This is a genomic window from Streptomyces sp. NPDC101776 (assembly GCF_044766845.1).
Taxonomy (GTDB): Bacteria; Actinomycetota; Actinomycetes; order Streptomycetales; family Streptomycetaceae; genus Streptomyces.
In genome coordinates this window covers 107,907-125,977 of record NZ_JBIWMV010000007.1, presented here as the reverse complement: position 1 = coordinate 125,977, position 18,071 = coordinate 107,907, and the positions used below count along the sequence as shown (strand labels likewise).

Sequence of the window (18,071 nt, the reverse complement as noted above, 5' to 3'; positions counted from 1 at the left end):
CCTTATCCGTGGCACCGGCGTTGTATCTCGGGCAGGGCCCGCTGACGTCCGTAGTTCGGCAGTGAAGGAGTTCTTGTCATGCGTGTACTGCTCGTGGGAGCCGGTGGTGTGGGGACCGCGGTCACCCGGATCGCGGCCCGGCGTCCGTTCTTCGACGCGATGGTGGTCGCCGACTACGACCTGGCGAGGGCGGAGGCGGCGGTCGCCGCGCTCGGGGACGCCGGCGCCCGGTTCCGCGCCGAGCGGCTGGACGCGAACGACGAGGAGGCCGTCGCGGCGGCACTCCGTGCGCACGAGTGCGATGTGCTGCTGAACGCGACCGACCCGCGTTTCGTCCTGCCCCTGTTCCGTGCGGCGCGTGCCGCCGGGGCGAACTATCTCGACATGGCGATGTCGCTGTCCCGGCCGCACCCGGAGCGTCCGTACGAGGAATGCGGGGTCAAGCTCGGCGACGCGCAGTTCGAGGACGCGGCCGACTGGGAGAAGGCGGGCGCGCTGGCGCTCGTCGGGATGGGCGTGGAGCCCGGGCTCTCGGACGTGTTCGCGCGGTACGCCGCCGATGAACTCTTCGACGAGATCGAGGAGATCGGCATCCGCGACGGGGCGAACCTCACCGTCGACGGCTACGACTTCGCGCCCTCCTTCTCCATCTGGACCACGATCGAGGAGTGTCTGAACCCTCCGGTGGTCTACGAGACCGACCGCGGCTGGTTCACCACGGAACCGTTCAGTGAGCCCGAGGTGTTCGACTTCCCCGAGGGCATCGGTCCGGTCGAGTGCGTGAACGTGGAGCACGAGGAGGTGCTGCTCGTCCCGCGCTGGGTCGACGCGAAGCGGGTCACCTTCAAGTACGGGCTGGGCAACGAGTTCATCGAGACCCTGAAGACCCTGCACCTGTTGGGCCTCGACAGCACCGAGCCGGTCACCGTGCCGAGCGCCTCGGGGCCGATTGCCGTATCGCCGCGGGATGTTGTCGCCGCCTGTCTGCCCGACCCCGCGACGCTGGGCGACCGTATGCGCGGCAAGACCTGCGCGGGCACGTGGGTGCGGGGCACGAAGGACGGGGCGCCGCGCGAGGTGTACCTCTACCACGTGGTCGACAACCAGTGGTCGATGGCGGAGTACGGCTCCCAGGCGGTGGTCTGGCAGACCGCGATCAACCCGGTGATCGCCCTGGAGCTGCTGGCCACGGGGGCGTGGACCGGCTCGGGCGTGCTGGGCCCGGAGGCGTTCCCGGCGGGCCCGTTCCTGGACCTGCTGACGGCGTACGGGTCGCCGTGGGGACTGCGGGAGCAGTGACCGCGCTCAACCGCCGGACAACGGGGAGAGATTGACGGGGCGTCAATCATCTTCCGGTGGAGAGGAGTTGAACGACCGCCAATCCCCTTCCGGCGAACCGGAGTTGGACGGTCGTCAATCCCCCTCCGGCGGCGCGGAGTTGGGCAACCGCAGCGTGAAGACGGACCCGGCGCCGGGTTCGCTCGTCGCCTCCACCGTGCCGTCGTGCGCGGCGACCAGGTCGCGGACGATGGACAGGCCCAGGCCGCTGCCTCCGGTGCGGCGGCTGCGGGACTGGTCGGCGCGCCAGAAGCGTTCAAAGACGTGCGGGAGGCTCTCGGGCACGATGCCGGTGCCGGTGTCGGCGACGGTCAGGACGATGTCGTCGCCGTCGCGCCACACGGTCAGGGTGACGGTGCCGTCGGCCGGTGTGTGGCGCAGCGCGTTGGACACGAGGTTGCCGAGAACCTGGCGCATGCGTACCGGATCCGCCTCCAGCCAGAGGGAGTTGTCCGTCTTGCCGGTCAGGGCGACCCCGGCCGTGTCGGCGGAGACGCGGTACGCGGCGACGATCTGGTCGACGAGGTCCTCCACGCGCACGGGTTCGCGGTGCAGCCGCAGGGTGCCGGCGTCGGCGGCGGCGAGGTCCTGGAGGTCGTCGATGACCCGCTGGAGGACCATCGCCTCCTCGTGCAGGGAGCCGAGCAGCGCCGGGTCGGGTTCGACGAAGCCGTCCCGGGTGACCTCCAGCCAGCCGCGGATGTTGGTGAGCGGGCTGCGCAGCTCATGGGCGATGTCGCTGACCATGGCCTTGCGCTGGGCCTCCATACGTTCCCGGCGTTCGGTCAGGTCGTTGAACGCCTCGGCCAGGATGCCGGTCTCGTCCCTGGTCTTCACCGGCACCCGGACGTGCAACTCCGGTGGCTGCTGGGCCGCTTCGGTCAGCGCGCGCAGGGGGCGTACGAGTCTCGTGGCGACGACGGCTGTCACCAGGACCGTGAGCGCCAGTACGGCCGCCGCCGCGCCGACGACCTTCGCCTTGTTCGCCGGGGAGACGGCGAAGCGGGGTGCGGTCGTGTTCCCGCCGCCCAGGAACAGTTCGGCCACCGGCGCTACGTAGGGGTCGAGTTGGGCGCGGCGGGCGTTGTCGGTGCAGGCCTCCGCCTTGCGTATGGCGGCCGCGTCGCCCAGCTTGTTGTACGCGCCCGTGACGTAGCGGGAGCCGAGGCTCTTGTCGAAGACGTCGACGCCGAAGTAGGGGACCTTGAAGGTCACACCGCCCTGCAGCATGCAGGGCTGGGCGCTCACGATCAGCTTCTTCAGCGCCTTGTTCTCGGTGGCGGTCGGGGTGTTGAGCTTCCCGTCGGCGCACTGCTCGGGCACATAGCCGTTGGCGTCGTTGCCGTCCCCGTCGGTGAGGACGGGACGGCCGCTCGGCGTCATCGTGATGGTCGTGTCGATACCGGCCTGGGCGAAGCACGCGCGCCGCTCCTCGGCCAGCCCCATCAGCCGGGCCCGCTCCTTCGCCGTCACCCGGTACGGTCCGACGACCCGAGGATCGAGGCCACTGAGCTGTGCGCCCGGTTCCGTGTAGGTGTCGGTGTGCAGCGGGTCGACGTTGGCGGCGGCGCGGGGCGGCAGTGAGGTGCCGTGCGCGGCGGAGTCGGCGATGAGGGTGCGGTCGGAGGTCGTGAGGGCGATCCGGCGGCCCATCTTCTTCGACAGGGCGCGGACGGTGGGGGCGACGCCCTTCCACTCGGGATGGGTCGCGGCGTAACCGCTGAGCTGCGCGAGGATGCGCATGTCGTCGGCGAGATCCTGTCCCTGTTCCTCCCGGATGGCGCGGGTGGTGGTCTCCACCGCGAGCCAGGCCGTCGCCCCGACCGAGCAGAGCGCGATCAGCACGGTGGCGACGAGCAGCCGGACCAACAACCGCTTGCGCAGCGGTATCCGGGGCCTCACGCGCGATCACCGCGCAGTTTGTAGCCGACGCCGAACACGGTCAGCAGCCGGACCGGTCTGCGTGGGTCGGTCTCTATCTTCCGGCGCAGGTTCATGATGTGGACATCGACCGCCCGTTCGGTGGACGCCCGGTCCAGGCCCCGGGTGTACTGGAGCAACTGCCGCCGGGAGAAGACCCGTTCGGGCTCGGCGGTCATCGCCAGCAGGATCTCGAACTCGGCCGGTGTGCAGTCCACCGGCGCCCCGTCGCAGCGCACCTCGTGCCGTACCGCGTCGACGGACAGTCCCGCCGCCCGTACGACGGCGGTCTCCTGCCGGTCCTCGGTGCTCCGGCCGCTGCGCCGCAGGACCGTGCGGATGCGGGCCATCAGCTCGCGCGGGCTGTAGGGCTTGGTCATGTAGTCGTCGGCGCCGAGTTCCAGGCCGAGCAGGACGTCGTCCTCGGTGGAGCGGGCGGTGAGCATCAGGACGGGGATGTCCTCCTCGCCGCGCAGCGCCCGGCACACCCCGAAGCCGTCGATCACCGGGAGCATGAGGTCGAGCACCACGAGGTCGGGTCTCAGGCTCCGGGCGGCAGCGATGGCGGCAGCCCCGTCGTGGACCACGGTCGCGGTGTGGCCCTCCGTCAGCAGGGAGCGTCGTATCAGCTCGGCCTGCATCTCGTCGTCCTCGGCGACCAGCACATGTGCGCACACCTGGCGGATCCTAGGCCGTCAGTGACCGAGGGCGGCGGCGTCGCCCATGACGACGACGGGGTGCCGGGCGGGGTCGAGGGTGCGCAGGAGTTCCTTCATGTGGTCCTCCGCGATGCTGACGCAGCCGTGGGTGGGGCCGCCGTGGTCGACGTGGATCCAGATGCCGCCGCCGCGCGAGGAGCCGAGGGGGCGGGTCCAGTCGAGGGGTGAAGTGCCGGGCCGCCGGTTGTAGTTGATGGCGATCACGTAGTCGAAGGACCCGGCGAGGGGTTCGCCCTCGAAGCCGGTGCCGGGCGAGACGAAGCCCCATCCCTGGTCGTACGACAGCTTGGTGCCGGGGTCCTTGAGCAGCCCGCCCGCGTCTGTGAGCGAGTAGACACCGATCGGTGAGCGCAGGTCACCGGCCATGTGGTGGTCCGACCAGCCCCTGAGCGCGTTGTGCGCGGCCCAGCTCACGGTCTGCTGCCAGCCGTCGTCGGTGCGCTCGTACAGGGCGAGGGTGGCGAGGGGGGAGTTCGCGGCCCGGCCGGTCACCAGGACGACCTGCTCGGTGCCGGCCGGTATTCGGGCCAGCATCTTGGGCCCCACGCCCGGCAGTTGGCGGGGAGCCGCCTCGGCGGATATCGCGGACGAGGGCGACGGCGAGGACGAGACGGCAGGAGCGGGAGCGGGGTCGGACGTGTGGTCCGTGGCCGCCACCGCACCGCCGCCGCATCCCGTCAGAAACAGGGACGCGGCGACCAGTGCGACCGGGGACATACGAGTGATCATGAGTCGACGATGACCGACACATGTGAGGAACTCGTCAGCTCCTACGGCTGGGCCGGCTTGCCTTTCGTGTAGAGCCAGGTGTGGAACAGGACGTCCAGCTTCTTCCCCGACTTCCGCTCCGCAAGGGTGATGAACTGTGCGGTCGTCCCGTGCCCGTAGCGGTGCCCGCCCGCCCAGGCGCGCAGGATCGCGAAGAAGGTCTTGTCGCCGACGGCCAGGCGGAGTTCGTGCAGGGTCATGGCCCCGCGGGCGTACACCGGCGTGCCGAAGATGTTGGCGCCGCTGCCCGGGTCGCCGGGCGGGTACGCCCACAGGTCGTCGGTCGCCTTGCGGGCGTACAGCGCGTCGAAGGTCTGCTGGGCGGTCTTGCCGCCGTGCTGCTCGGCGTAGAGCCACTCCGTGTAGGTCGCGAAGCCCTCGTTGAGCCAGATGTCCTTCCAGGCGGTCAGCGACACGGAGTCCCCGAACCACTGGTGGGCGTTCTCGTGCACGAGGGTGCTGAGGTCCGGCGCCGAGTCGTAGAGCGGCCGCCCCTGTGTCTCCAGGGCGTAGCCGACGTCCGGGGCGTGGTCGACGATCGACCCGGCCGAGCGGAACGGGTACGGCCCGAACAGCTTGCTCTCCCACTCCAGGACGGAGGGCAGCTTCTTCAGCACGGGCGCGGCGGCGGTGGCCTCACGCGGGTCGACGGCGTTGTACACCTTGACCCCGTCCTTGGTGGTGTACTGCTCGACCTTGAACTTCCCGACCGTCGCGGTGGCGAGGTAGGCGGCCATCGGCTCCGGCGCGTGCCAGCGGAACGTGGTCTTCCCGTGAACCGTCCTCTGCCCGAGGAGAACGCCGTTGGCGACCGCGGTGCGCCCCTGCGGGACCGTGATCGTGAAGTCGTACGACGACTTGTCCTTGGGGTGGCTGTTCGCCGGGAACCAGGTCATCGCGCCCTGCGGCTCGCCGGCCACGAAGGCGCCGTCGTCGGTGGCGATCCAGCCGTCCGCCGAGCCGTCCGGGTCGGTGACCTGCTTGGGGACGCCGTTGTAGGTGACGGTGACCTGGAACCGCTGGCCCTTGCGCACGGCGTGGCGCGGGGTGACGACGAGTTCCTGTCCGTCGCGGCGGAAGTCCGCCTCGGCGCGGTCGACGGTGAGACCGGTGACCTTGAGGCCCTTGAAGTCGAGGTCGAAGCGGGTGAGCTTCTCGGTGGCCCGGGCGGTGAGAACCGCCTTGCCGTCGAGGTGGCGGCTCGTCGGGTCGTAGCGGAGCGTCAGGTCGTAGTGGGCCACGTGGTAGCCGCCGTTCCCGGAGAGCGGAAAGTACGGGTCGCCCGCGCCGGCCGAGCCGATCGTCGCGGCGCCGGCGGGTGTGGCGGCCGCGAGCAGGGCCGCGAGGGCGACGGGGACGGTGGCGACGACGGCGCTGCGTCTTGTGGACTGCTGCCGGAGGTGCGTCACATGCGCTCCTACAGGGTGAGGGGGGTGATCATCCGTCTCAGAGACTAGGCCGCGCGGGCGCTCGGAATCCCTCTTGATAAAGCAAACTTGTCGGGCGGAGCGGCTGCCACCCGTTCGGTCCCCTGTTCGGTCCGGACCGTCGCGGTAGTTAACTTGTAGGCGTTCACGACCAACGATCCCGTCCCGAGACGAAGGGTGGAAACGCGGCTTGAGGTGTGATAGACGAGCGTTCCCGCAAGCCGCAAGCCGCAAGCCGCAAGCCGCAAGCCGGCTGATCGGCGTCGGGCAGCCGGCCGAGGGGCGATGCCATGACCGGTAGAGCACCACTGCGTGTGCCGGTGGGGCGCGACGCCCATCGGTGGAACACCTTTCACGGCGAACGAACCCTCGTGGTGGCCGCCCGTACGGTCACCTCGACCGTCCGTGTCCTCGAAGCGCTCCCGGCACTGCTGCGCGGCGACCACCGCGTCACCGTCGTCTTCGCGCACGACCCGACCTCGGCCTTCGACTCCGGTGTCCTGAGCCTGCTGCACGACGCCGGCTGCCGGGTGCTGCCCTGGGAGCAGGTGGACGAGGTCGCCCCGGATCTCATCCTCTCCGCCAGCGAGAACATCGATGTGCCGGACGGAGACTGCCCGGTCCTAGTGCTGCCGCACGGCGTCGGTTTCCAGAAGCGCGTGCCCGACTCGCGCGGTACGGGCGACCGGTTGTCCGGTGTCGTCCCGGACGCGCTCCTCTCATCGGGCCGCGCCTGGCTGGCCATCTCGCACCCCTCGCAGGAGGAACAGCTCCTCGCCACCCATCCGAAGATCGCCGGGCGCACCCTCCTGGTGGGCGATCCGTGCCTCGACGAACTGACGAACAGCGCGCCGCTGAGATCGGCCTACCGGGAGGCGCTGGGCATCGAGGAACACCAGCGACTGGTCATGGTCAGCTCCACCTGGGGCCCGACCTCGCTGCTGGGCACCCAGCCGGATCTGCCCGCCCGCCTCCTCGCCCAACTCCCCTACGACGGCTACCGAGTTGGCGCGATCATTCACCCCAATGTCTGGGCCGCGCACGGCTCCTGGACGCTCCGCACGCTTCAGGCGGCGGCCCTGGACTCGGGGTTGCTGCTGATGCCCGCGGTGCACGCCTGGCGGCCCGCCCTCGTCGCGGCCGACGTCCTCATCGGCGACCACGGGTCGGTCAGCCTGTACGGCGCGGCCCTGGGGACCCCGTTGCTGCTCGCCGCGTTCGGTGCCGACGCCGTTCCCGGTACGGCCGCCCACGCCATGGCGGACCTGGCGCCCGGGCTCGACCCGCGCGGCGACCTGCGTACCCAGGTCGAGGACGTCGTACGGGAGCACAAACCGGAGCGCTACGCCGACGTCACCGACCGGGCCTTCGCCGAACCGGGGCGCGCCCTGGCCCGGTTGCGCACCGCCCTGTACCGCCTGCTCGAACTGACGGAGCCCGCAGCCGAGCCGCCGTATCCGCTCGCCGTGCCGCTGCCCGAACCGGCCGGCACGCCCGTCACCGCATGGCGAGTGATCACCGAGGTCGACGACGAGGACGGACAGCCGACCGTCACCGTGGTGCGCTTCCCGGGGGCCGTCGCCGGAAGCGGTGGTTCGACCGTCGACGACACCACCTCCTTCTCCCATCTCATGTGCACGGACGGCGAACGGGACGGAAGGGTGTCGGCCAGTGCCTCGGTGATCGTCCGGAGCCGGACCGAACCGACGGCCCCGGGTGCGCTGCGGTGGGTGCGGGACACGCTCGACCGGCTGCCCGGCAGTCTCCTGGCCGTGTCGGGCGTACGGGGGCGGACCTGTCTGGCGGGGTTCCGGGACGGGCCGGTCGTGGAGGCGTCGGGCACCGGGGCGCTCGGCGATCCGCAACTCCTGGCCGCTGTCGTCTACGCCTGTTTCCGTGCCGAACTCCCGCTGGACGACTGCGCGGTGACGGTACGGGCGGGCGACCGGCGGACGGAGGATGTTGTCCTGCGGGTCCGGCCGGACGCCCGGTGAAGCGCCGTACGGCTCAGTCGTCGCCGTCCAACTCCGCGAGTCGCCGCCGCAGTTCCTCCGCCGCCGGATTGCCCTCGCCGTCGTAGATCTCGAGCGCCTCGGTGAGGAAACCGCGCACCACGTCCTCGCCGGCGCCGGTCCGCTGTGCGATGTCGGCACGCCGGACCAGGGGTTCGGCCGCGTAGTGCGTGGCGTCCCGTTCCCGCAGGATCGCGACCGCCTCCCGCAGTTCACGGTCCGCGGCCGTGGTGTCGCCGAGACGGTCGTGTACGGCTCCGATGGCGGCCAGCGCTCGGGCCGCCATCCGTACGTCAGGTTCCGCGTCGGCGAGCAGGGCGTCATGGGCCCGGCGCAGAGCGGCCAGGGCCTCGATGTGGTCGCCGCGGGCGTCCAGCGCGCAGCCCAGGAAGAACGCGACGATCGCAACGCCGCGGGTCTGTCCGGCCTGCTCGTTCAGGGCGAGCGAGCGCTCGTACACACCCACCGCGCGCTCGGGGTCGTAGCGGTCGAGATAGCGGCCCTGGAACTCCAGTACGGAGGCCGTGAGTTGGAGGTTGCCGGCGGTCTCGGCCGCGACGACGGCCGACTCCAGGGCCGTGCGTGCCTCCTCGCGCCGGCCCAGGTCGAGCAGGGGGCGGGAGAGGAGGCTGCGCAGGCGTGCCTCGGCGGCGGTGGCTTCGGCGATCTCGCCCGCCGTTCCGGCCGAACGGGCCGCGGCTACGGCCGCCGCCACACCCAGCTCCAGCGACTCCCGCCACGCGTCTAGGTAACGGTGGTTGAGGAACAGGGCGGTGAAGGCCTCGGCCAACTGCCAGACCACGGTGTGCAGTTCGCGGCGGGAGGCGGCACGCAGGATGCCCAGGATCGCGGCGCGTTCGGTGTCCAGCCAGGCGAGCGGGGACGGTCCACCGACGGCGGCGAAGGGATCGGTGACCTCGGCGAGCAGTGCGCTCAGGTCGGCGATCCTCAGCCGGTTCCTCTTGATCGCCCGGTCGGCGAGTGCGGCCAGGACGAGGTAGTGCGCGGCCACCCGGCCGACGAGGGCCGCTTCCTCGGTCGCGGGCCCCTCCGCCGTCGCGCATTCGCGGGCGTGCAGCCGGATCAGGTCGTGCATGGCGTAGCGCTTGTCCGCCTGGCGCTCGACGAGGCTCGCACCCGCGAGTACCCCGAGGAGTCGCCGGGCCTCCCGGACGTCGACTTCGGCGGCGGCCGCGGCCACCCCTGCGTCGAACAGTCCGGTCGGCAGCCGGCCGAGAAGGCGGTAGAGCCGGGCCGCGTCGGGTGGCAGCAGGCGGTAGGAAGGTCCCAGGGCGGCGGACACGGAGAGCTCCTCGGCGGGCAGGGACAGTCCGGCCAGCCGGTCCGTCTCGTCGGACAGTTCCTCCACCAACTCGGCCAAGGTCAGGCCGTCCTCGGTCAGGAGCCGGGCCGCCGCGATCCGCAGGGCGACGGGCAGACCGCCGGACAACTCCACCAGACGCTCGGCGCCCGCGCGATCGGCGTCCACGGTGCCCGGCGGACACAGGTCGTCGAGGAGGGCCGAACCTCCTTGCGCGTCAAGGGGTTTGAGGCCGATCAGCTGCGCGCCGTCCCTGACCGCCAGTTCGCCCAGTTTGGCGTGGGTGGTGACCAGCACTCCGCTGCCGGGCCCCTTCGGGATGAGCGCGCGCACATGGGCGGGCTCGGTCACGTCGTCGAGGACGAGCAGGATCCGCAGGTCGGTGGTGCGGGAGCGGAAGAGGTTACTGCGGGCCTCGACCGTCTGCGGCATGGCGTCCTTGCCGACGCCGAGCCCGATCAGACACGTGGCCAGCGCCTCGGAGACATCGGAGACGGCAGCGGGCGCTGACCCCGACTCGTCCCGCAGCGCGGCGAAGTCCACGTACAACTGACCGTCCGGGTAGAGCTCCCGGACCAAGTCCGCGAACCGGTGCGCCGTCGCGGACTTCCCGACACCGGAGACTCCCGCGACCACCCCGAGACTCACGGTCCTGGAGCCCGTCCGTCCGGCGGTGAACACGGCGCGCAGCCGGGCGAGATCGCTGTCTCTGTTGATGAACGTGTAGGTCAGGGCGGGCACTTGGTCCGGTCGGACCCGCGCACCGGTCGACGGTGGCGCCGGCACCTCGAACGTGATGTTGCCGTTGATGTGCGCGCCCTGGAGCGCGGGGCCGTGATACACACCTCCGCTGACCGAACTGACGTACGTGACCGCCGTGTCCGGGGAGAGTTCGGTGATCAGCCGGGCCAGTTCCCGCGCGGTCTCCGGGTCGTCCCGCAGATCGCGCAGCAGACGCTCGCGCAGCCGTTCCCCGACCCGCTCGGCGGCCCGCTCGTCCCCGTCCGCGCGGGCCCGCGCCAACTCGTCGCTCGCGGACTGGAGTTCGCCCTGCGGGTCCTCGTCCGTACCGCGACGCCGGAGCAACCGGGCGATTCTCCCCTTGGCCTGCTCCCACGACTCCGTCACCATCAGCCCGGTCAGGGCCGACACCGCCGTCGTCACGAACGCGGTCAACTCGGCGTCCACTGAACCCCCTTCGTGCCCAATGCCCCCGTGGGGCGATCGGTCCCACCGTAAGGAGATCTTGCCCGTTTGCACAGTCGAACTCGCCCATATGGAGGCGGCCTTGACGCCGCCGACCGCTACGAGTTCACCGGTGCGGAGGACACGGTCCAAGTCTCCCCGCCCGGGATCGCGGCGGCGAGCAGTTCTCTCGTGTAGTCCTCCTGCGGGCTGGTGAAGACCGCCCCGATGTCGCCGGACTCGATCACCCGCCCGTTCCGCATGACCAGCACCCGGTCGCTGACGTGGTGGACGACTCCGAGGTCGTGGGAGATGAACAGGAGGGTCACGCCCGTGTCGTGGCGCAGGTCGGCGAGGAGGTCGAGGATCTGGGCCTGGACGGAGACGTCGAGGGCGGAGACGGGTTCGTCGCAGACGATGAGGTCGGGGGCCGGCGCCAACGCGCGGGCGATGGCGACGCGTTGGCGCTGTCCGCCGGAGAGGTCGCGCGGCCGGCGGTCCAGTACCGACGCCGACAGCCCCACCTGGTCGAGCAGTTCGGCCACCCGGGCGCGGCGCGCCCGCCCGCGCTTGGGTCCGACGAGCGCGACGGCCTCGCCGATCACCCGCTCCACGTCGAAGCGGGGGTCGAAGGAACCGAGCGGATCCTGCTGCACGGCCTGGACGCGCTGCCGCAGCGGGCGCCGCGCGCGCTCGGGCACCCCGGTCCAGGGAACGCCGTCGAACCGCACCGTTCCCGCGTCCGGTTCGGTCAGTCCGAGGAGGATGCGGGCCACGGTGGTCTTGCCCGAGCCCGACTCGCCGACCACGCCCAGGGTCTCGCCCCGGTGCAGCGTCAGGGACACGTCGCGGACTGCGTCGTACGGTGTGCCGTCCGGTGCTCGGTAGCGTTTCGTGAGGCCCTCCGCCACCACCAGGGGCGATCCCGGCGAGGCGCTCTCGATCACCGTGGGCGTGGGAAGGGTCGTCCCACTCGTCGCCGTCGTCGCGGAGAGCGGGTGGTGGCACAGGGTTCCGTGGTAGTCCGGGTCGGGCAGCGTGGTCCGGCAGCCGTCGTCGGCCAGGAGGCAACGGGCCGCGTAACCGCAGCCGTCCGGGGCCGCGGGCAGGCCCGGTGACGACGAGGGTGACAACCGGGTGCCCTTGGCGTGGGCGGCGGGTACGGCGTCCAGCAGGGTCCGGGTGTAGGGGTGGCGCGGCGACCTCAACACCCGCTCGGTGTCGCCGTGTTCGACGATCCGGCCGCCGTACATGACCGCGACGCGGTCGGCGAGGCCAGCCACCACCGAGAGGTCGTGGCTGATCAGGAGGAGAGCGGTGCCCTCGCCGCGGAGTTTGGCCAGCAGGGTCAACACCTGGGCCTGCACGGTGACATCGAGGGCGGTGGTCGGTTCGTCGGCGATCAGCAGATCGGGGGCGGCCGCTACGGCCGAGGCGATCAGGGCGCGTTGGCGCAGGCCGCCGGAGAGCTGGTGCGGGTACTGGTCGGCGCGGCGGGCGGGCTCCGGTACGCCCACGTCGGACAGCAACTCCAGTACACGCGAACCGAGTTGGGCCCGGGACACGATCCGGTGCGTACGCAGCGGCTCGGCTATCTCGGCGCCGACGCGGCGCAGCGGGTCCAGGGAGACCAGGGCGTCCTGGAGGACGAGGCCGATACGGCGGCCCCGAATGCCGCGCCAGGCACGGTCGTTGAGGGTGCGCAGGTCTGTTCCGTCGAAGGCGAGACGGCCGGCGGTGACCGAGGCACCACGCCCGGCCAGTCCGGCCAGGGCCCGCGCGGTGACGCTCTTGCCGGAGCCGGACTCGCCGACCAGGGCGAGGCATTCACCGCGGTCGAGGTGCAGGGAGAGGTCGCGGACGGCGTGCAGGCTGCCGAAGGAGACGTCGAGTCCGTCGATGTCGAGGAGGCTCATCCGTCGGTCCTCCGTGTGAAGCGGGCCTGGGCCCGGCGGCCCACGACGTTCACCGAGAGCGCGGTGAACGTGATCGCCGCTCCGGGGAAGACTCCGATCCACCAGGCGGTGGCAAGGAAGTTGCGGCCTTCCGAGAGCATGGTTCCCCATTCGGGCGAGGGCGGTTGCGGGCCGAGCCCGAGGAAGCTGAGCCCGGAGGCGGCGATCAGGGAGGAGCCGAAGCCGACGGTGGCGAGGACCAGCAGCGGGCCGAGCGCGTTGGGCACGATGTGCCGCAGGACAAGCAGGGGCCGGCGCAGCCCGAGCACCGTGGCCGACTCGACGTAGCCCGAGGTGCGCACCACCAGGGTCTCGGCGCGTACGAGGCGGGCGTATCCCGGTGAGAAGGCGATCGCGATGGCGATCATGACGTTGAGGGTGCCGGGTCCGAGGATGGTGACGGCGAGCAGGCCGAGCAGGATCGGGGGCAGCGCGAGCAGGGCGTCCACCAGGCGCATCAGGGCCTGGTCGGTCCACCGGCCGCCGAGGCCTGCGGCGAGGCCCAGGAGGGAACCGCCGAGGACGGCCAGCACCGTGGAGCCGAGGCCGAGCCTTACCGAGGTGCGGGTGCCGTACAGGACGCGGGCGAAGATGTCGCGGCCGAGCTGGTCGGTGCCGAACCAGTGGGCGGCGCCCGGTGCGGTGAGCGCGTGGGCCGGGTCCGTGTCGATGGGCGACGCGGAGGTGAACAGGCCGGGGAACAGCGCCGCCAGCGCGATCAGGACCAGGACGGCCGCGGTCGCCGCGTGCGCCGGGCGTACGGCGGTCAGGAGCCGGGGCCACCGCCGTGGCGGGACGGCGACAGTGACGGTGGTCATGGGGCGGCGGCCTTTCTCGCCCGGGGGCGCCGGGAGGTCAGGTGGGTCATGTCAACGGGTCCGGAGGCGGGGGTCGATGACGAGGTAGAGCAGGTCGATCACGGTGGACAGGACGACGAACACGAGGGCGGACAGCAGCACCAGACCGATGACCAGCGGGATGTCCTTGTTGGTGGCGGCCTGGAGGGTGAGGGCGCCGATGCCGGGGCGGCCGAAGACCGTCTCGACCAGGACCGCGCCGCCGAGCAGAGAACCGGTGAGCCAGCCGGTGAGGGTGACCAGCGGGATCGCCGCGTGGCGCAGCGCGTGCCGGAGCCGTACGGCCGTGTCGCTGAGTCCGCGGGCGCGGGCGGTCACCACGAACGGCTGCGCGAGGGCGGCTTCCAGGCCCTCGCGCAGCACCTGGGCCAGGACTCCGGCCAGGGACAGCGCGAGGGTGACGGCGGGCAGGACGAGGGAGGCGAAGTCCTGGGCTCCGGCGACCGGGAAGATCCTCAACTGGAAGGAGAACGCGGTGAGTAGCAGAATTCCCGTCCAGTAGGCGGGAGTTGAGGCCGCGAGGAGTTCGGCGAGGGAGGCGGCGGCGCGCAGCACCGGGTGGCGTCCGGCTGTGGCCACCGCCAGCAGGACGGCCGCGGTGACCGCCAGCAGCAGGGCGAACAAGGCCAGTTGGACGGTGGGCCAGAGCTGGTCGCCGATCAGGTCGGTCACCGGGCGCTGGAGTTGGTACGACTCGCCGAGGTTCCCGCTGAGCAGGTTGCCGAGGTAGTGCAGGTACTGCTCGGCCGGCGAGCGGTCGAGGCCGTACTCGTGGGTGATCTCGGCGCGGATCTCGGGGCTCGCGGCGTTTCCCGGTCCGAGCATCACCGCGACCGGGTCGCCGGGGATCAGCTGGAGGGTCAGGAAGGCCAGGGTCGCCGCCCCGAAGAGCACGGCCAGCGCGGCGACCAGGCGTTTGACGACCGCTCTGAGCAGTGCGGTCGGGCTCACTTGCCGATCCAGGTGTCGTAGAAGTTCGTCCAGGTGTTCGGGTCGGTCTTCAGGCCGTGGACGTCGGAGGCGACGCCGACGACGGCGGTGCGGACATAGACCGGGACCTCCAACGCGAGGTCGATGGCGCGCTGTTGGGTCTTGGCGTAGAGGTCCTGGCGGATGTTCTTGTCCAGGGTCTTCTGCGCGTCGTCGGTCCACTTGTCGAGGTCGGCGTCCTTGTAGAAGGTCGCGTTCTGGCCGCCCTTGCGGGGGTCGCTGGAGCTGTTGAAGTACAGGCGCAGGACGTCGGGGTCGAAGCGGGCCCAGCTGTAGTCGGCGATGCCCTCCTGGCCGCCGTAGACCTTGGCGATGTAGGTGCCGATGTCGAGGCGGGGGCGCTTGATCTCGATGCCGAGTTTCTTCAGGTCGGCCTGGATGGCCTGGCCGAGGGTGTCGCGCTGTTCGCGGATGTACTCCTGGGGCATGAGCGGCCATTCGATGCTGAGGCGCTTGCCGTTCTTGGTGCGGTAGCCGTCGGAGTCACGGCCGGTCCAGCCGGCCTCGTCCAGGGACTTGGCCGCGAGAGTGGGGTCGTAACTCCAGGTGTTCTCAAGGGACTTGTCGTAGTACGGGGTGGTCGGGGAGATGGGGCCCCAGGCGCGCTTGTAGACGCCGAAGTACACGCTCTTGACGGCGGTGTCGATGTCGATGCCGCGCAGGATGGCCTTGCGGACGCGGATGTCGTCGAGGGGTTTCTGCGTGGTGTTGAGGACGAGCGCGTAGTTGGCGCCGGGGGCGTCCGTGGTGAGGACCTGCAACTGCGAGTTGGCCTTGACCGTCTTGACGTCGGCGGGCGGGATCGGGTCGGCGACCTGGACCTGGCCGCTGGTCAGGGCGCCGACGCGGGTGGCGTCCTGGGACAGGAAGCGGATCGTCAGCTTGTCCAGGTAGGCGGCGCCGGTGTGGGAGGCGGTCGAAGGGGCCCAGTTGTAGGCGGAGTTGCGGGTCAGGGTGACGCTCTGGCCCTTGGTGTAACTGGTGAACTTGAAGGGGCCGGTGCCCACATCCGCCGCGCCGCCCGCGCTGAGCTTGCTGCCGTACTTCTTGATGGCGGCCGGGGAGTAGAAGCCGAGGTAGGGGGTGCTGGCGGCCTGGAGGAAGGAGGCGACGGGGGCCGAGAAGTGGACCTCGACGGTGTGGGCGTCGACGACGGTCGTGCCGGTGTAGGGGCCCAACAGGCTCGACGCGTACTGGGACTTGGTGGCCTTGTCGACGATCCGGTCGAAGTTGACCTTGACGGCCTCGGCGTCGAAGGCCGTGCCGTCGGTGAACTTCACGTCGTCGCGCAGATGGAAGGTGTAGGTCTTCAGGTCCTTGGACGCCGACCACTTGGTGGCGAGCCAGGGGTGGAACTCGCCCTTGGCGTCCTGGTAGACGAGGGAGTCGAAGACGTTGCGCTGGATGGCGCCGGTGATGTCCTGCGGGCTGGCGTGGATGTCGAAGGACACCGGCTCGGTGTCCACGGCGTAGGTCAACGAGCCGCCGCTGACCGGCTTTCCGGTGGCGCCGGCCGCCGCGCCGTCGGTGTCGCCGGCTCCGTTGCAGGCCGCGAGGAACAGCGAGCCGACGGCGGCCAGGACAAGGGCTCTGGAGCGGTTGACGGGCATGTGGGAACTCCGGTGTGTCGCGGGTGGAGAGGGCGGCGCACGGCCGACCGGCTGATGACGTGGGGGAATGCCACGAAATTAACCGGCGTGCCCGGGCCGCACGCCCCTAGCGGACCCCTACTGGACCCGTACCGGGTACCGGGGTACCGAGCGCCGGTGCGCGATGCGCCAGCCCTTGGGGGTACGGACGAGGACGTCGAGGTAGTCGCCGTTGTGGATGCTGCCGTCGGGGAGCAGGGCGAGGTAGCGGCTGTGGGCGCGGACGGTGCCGTAGGGGTCCGTGGGGTCGACGGTGAACACGGTGTCCAGGGTGTGGTGGTCGGGGGACCGCTCCCCCAGGCTCCGGTTGAACTCCCTGATGGCGTCGAGGCCTTGGAACTCGCGCCCGGGTCCGGCCAGGACGATGACGCCGTCCTCGGTGAACACCTCCGCCAGCCCGTCGAGGTCGCCGTTGTCGAAGACGTGCGCGAAGAGGGCGAGCAGTTGCCGGAGTTCGGCGAGGTCGTCGGGGCTGAGCCCGGCGGGAAGGGACATGAAGTACTCCTGCGGAAACGGGCGTTGCCCGGCCGGCCGGTGAACGGGCGGCCGGGCAACGGATGGTGAAGGGGTCAGCGGGCGGTCTGGACCGTCACAGGTGGACGTCGGCGAGCTGCTGGATGATGCCGAGGCGGTCCGGCAGCACGTTGTAGCGGACGACCTGTCCCCCGCGGATGGTCAGCCAGCTGATGCTGTGCCCGGTGAAGGGCTTGCCGGTGGCGGGTACGCCGAAGATGTTGCCGGTGTGCACGCCCTCGATCTTCCAGAACACGATCACCCGGTCGCCCTCGGCGAGCAGGTCGGAGACGGAGACATGGACGTCCTTGACGTTCTCCCACAGCCACCGGGCGTGCTCGCGGAAGTCCTCGCGGGTGCCGGTGCCACCGACGCCGACCCGGGTCTCGTCGGCGGCGTCCGCGGCGACGATCTCCTCCAGGGTGTTCAGGTTGCGACCGTCGACGAACTCCTCGAAGTAGCGCCGGGCGACGGTCTTGTTGCGTTCGGTCTCGTTCTCGAAGTCGTGGTTGTTGTGGGTGCCGCTCACGTGGTGCCTGCTCTCTCTGGATGGACCGGCGGGTAGGTGGTCCGGCGGGTCGATGGACCGGTGGATCGATGGGTCAGTGGGCCGCGGGCCCGGGCGGCGGGGGCAGGATGCCCCCGTTGGCGCTGAGTCCGCCGTCGACCGGGACGGTCACGCCGGTGACGTACGAGGCGGCCGGCGAGGTCAGGAACCAGATGACCTCGGCCTGCTCGCGGGGGTCGGACCAGCGGTGCGCCGGGATGCGGCCGGTGATGGCCGCGGAGAAGTCCGGGTCGGCGATCTGGCCGGCGGTCAGCGCGGTGGCCGTGCCGCCGGGGGCGATGGCGTTGACCCGGATGTTCTGGGCCGCGTAGTCGATGGCGGTGGCCCGCACCAGGTTGATGACGGCGGCCTTGGTGGCGTTGTAGCCCCAGGTTCCGGGGTCGCCTCGGAGCCCGGAGACGGACGAGGTCGCGACGATGGCGCCGCCGCCGGAGGCGCGCAGCGCGGGGGCGGCGGCGCGGATTCCGAGGGCGACGGAGCGCACGTTGACGGCGAAGAGACGGTCGAACCGCTCGATCGCGCCGGGCGATTCCAGCGGTCCGGCGCCGCCGATGCCCGCGTTCAGCACGGCCGCGTCGAGGCGCCCGAAGCGCTCCAACGCGAGTTCCACGGCAGCGGTGTTGGTGGACTCCTCGGAGACGTCGCCGAGGAGGGTGGCCACGCCGTCGAGGGTGCCGAGTTTGGCCAGCCCCTCCTCCTGTACGTCCACGGCGACCACCCGGTGACCGCGTTCCGCGAAGAGACGCGCGGTGGCCTCCCCGATTCCGGACGCGGCTCCGGTGACCAGTGTGACCGGCGCCGCGGGTGCGGCTTGTGACGTCATGGACAACTCCTTTGTGGTGCTGGAGG

Annotated in this window: 14 protein-coding genes; 2 read left to right on the top strand and 12 right to left on the bottom strand. The window is 71.1% G+C overall.

The features are described from left to right. Positions 1–78: 78 nt before the first annotated feature. Positions 79–1,299: a saccharopine dehydrogenase family protein gene (locus ACIRRY_RS23195; protein WP_403975776.1), complete on the top strand. Its 1,221-nt coding sequence runs from the start codon at positions 79–81 to the stop codon at positions 1,297–1,299. A gap of 114 nt (positions 1,300–1,413) precedes the next feature. Here ACIRRY_RS23195 and ACIRRY_RS23190 read toward each other — a convergent pair whose 3' ends face one another. The 4 genes from ACIRRY_RS23190 to ACIRRY_RS23175 are packed head-to-tail and all read right to left on the bottom strand — an operon-like array spanning position 1,414 to position 6,154. Then, positions 1,414–3,240: a sensor histidine kinase gene (locus tag ACIRRY_RS23190; protein ID WP_403975774.1), complete on the bottom strand. Its 1,827-nt coding sequence runs from the start codon at positions 3,238–3,240 to the stop codon at positions 1,414–1,416. Beyond that, on the bottom strand, positions 3,237–3,935 hold the full coding sequence (locus ACIRRY_RS23185) for a response regulator (RefSeq protein WP_403975771.1): 699 nt from the start codon (positions 3,933–3,935) through the stop codon (positions 3,237–3,239). Before ACIRRY_RS23185 ends, ACIRRY_RS23190 begins: the two co-directional genes overlap by 4 nt. An 18-nt stretch (positions 3,936–3,953) precedes the next feature. After that, on the bottom strand, positions 3,954–4,706 hold the full coding sequence (locus tag ACIRRY_RS23180; RefSeq protein ID WP_403975769.1) for a L,D-transpeptidase family protein: 753 nt from the start codon (positions 4,704–4,706) through the stop codon (positions 3,954–3,956). 41 nt (positions 4,707–4,747) lie between these two features. Then, on the bottom strand, positions 4,748–6,154 hold the full coding sequence (locus tag ACIRRY_RS23175; RefSeq protein WP_403975766.1) for a M1 family metallopeptidase: 1,407 nt from the start codon (positions 6,152–6,154) through the stop codon (positions 4,748–4,750). A gap of 308 nt (positions 6,155–6,462) precedes the next feature. Here ACIRRY_RS23175 and ACIRRY_RS23170 point away from each other — a divergent pair, with 308 nt between their 5' ends. Then, positions 6,463–8,166 (top strand): hypothetical protein, encoded by a 1,704-nt coding sequence (locus ACIRRY_RS23170; RefSeq protein WP_403975764.1) that lies wholly within the window; start codon positions 6,463–6,465, stop codon positions 8,164–8,166. A 13-nt stretch (positions 8,167–8,179) separates the two neighbouring features. Here ACIRRY_RS23170 and ACIRRY_RS23165 read toward each other — a convergent pair whose 3' ends face one another. The 8 genes from ACIRRY_RS23165 to ACIRRY_RS23130 all read right to left on the bottom strand — a co-directional run bounded on the left by ACIRRY_RS23165 (position 8,180) and on the right by ACIRRY_RS23130 (position 18,045). After that, positions 8,180–10,693 (bottom strand): hypothetical protein, encoded by a 2,514-nt coding sequence (locus ACIRRY_RS23165; RefSeq protein ID WP_403975762.1) that lies wholly within the window; start codon positions 10,691–10,693, stop codon positions 8,180–8,182. A 116-nt stretch (positions 10,694–10,809) separates the two neighbouring features. Next, positions 10,810–12,606, bottom strand: a complete 1,797-nt coding sequence (locus ACIRRY_RS23160; RefSeq protein ID WP_403975760.1) for a dipeptide ABC transporter ATP-binding protein — start codon at positions 12,604–12,606, stop codon at positions 10,810–10,812. After that, entirely contained in the window at positions 12,603–13,463 is an 861-nt protein-coding gene (locus ACIRRY_RS23155; protein ID WP_403975758.1) for an ABC transporter permease, read from the bottom strand. Before ACIRRY_RS23155 ends, ACIRRY_RS23160 begins: the two co-directional genes overlap by 4 nt. A 51-nt stretch (positions 13,464–13,514) precedes the next feature. Continuing rightward, a complete protein-coding gene (locus ACIRRY_RS23150) occupies positions 13,515–14,453 on the bottom strand; it encodes an ABC transporter permease (protein WP_403975755.1) in 939 nt (312 codons plus the stop codon). Further along, positions 14,450–16,102 (bottom strand): ABC transporter substrate-binding protein, encoded by a 1,653-nt coding sequence (locus tag ACIRRY_RS23145; RefSeq protein ID WP_403975752.1) that lies wholly within the window; start codon positions 16,100–16,102, stop codon positions 14,450–14,452. The genes ACIRRY_RS23150 and ACIRRY_RS23145 overlap by 4 nt, the downstream gene beginning before the upstream one ends. A gap of 117 nt (positions 16,103–16,219) precedes the next feature. Further along, complete coding sequence (locus ACIRRY_RS23140; protein ID WP_403975749.1) at positions 16,220–16,636, bottom strand: nuclear transport factor 2 family protein; 417 nt, start codon at positions 16,634–16,636, stop codon at positions 16,220–16,222. A 94-nt stretch (positions 16,637–16,730) separates the two neighbouring features. Further along, positions 16,731–17,183, bottom strand: coding sequence for an ester cyclase (locus ACIRRY_RS23135; RefSeq protein ID WP_403975747.1), 453 nt, complete (start codon positions 17,181–17,183; stop codon positions 16,731–16,733). A gap of 73 nt (positions 17,184–17,256) precedes the next feature. Then, positions 17,257–18,045 carry an SDR family NAD(P)-dependent oxidoreductase gene (locus tag ACIRRY_RS23130; RefSeq protein ID WP_403975745.1) on the bottom strand — a complete coding sequence of 263 codons (789 nt, stop codon included), beginning with the start codon at positions 18,043–18,045 and terminating at the stop codon, positions 17,257–17,259. Between the last annotated feature and the right edge of the window lie 26 nt (positions 18,046–18,071).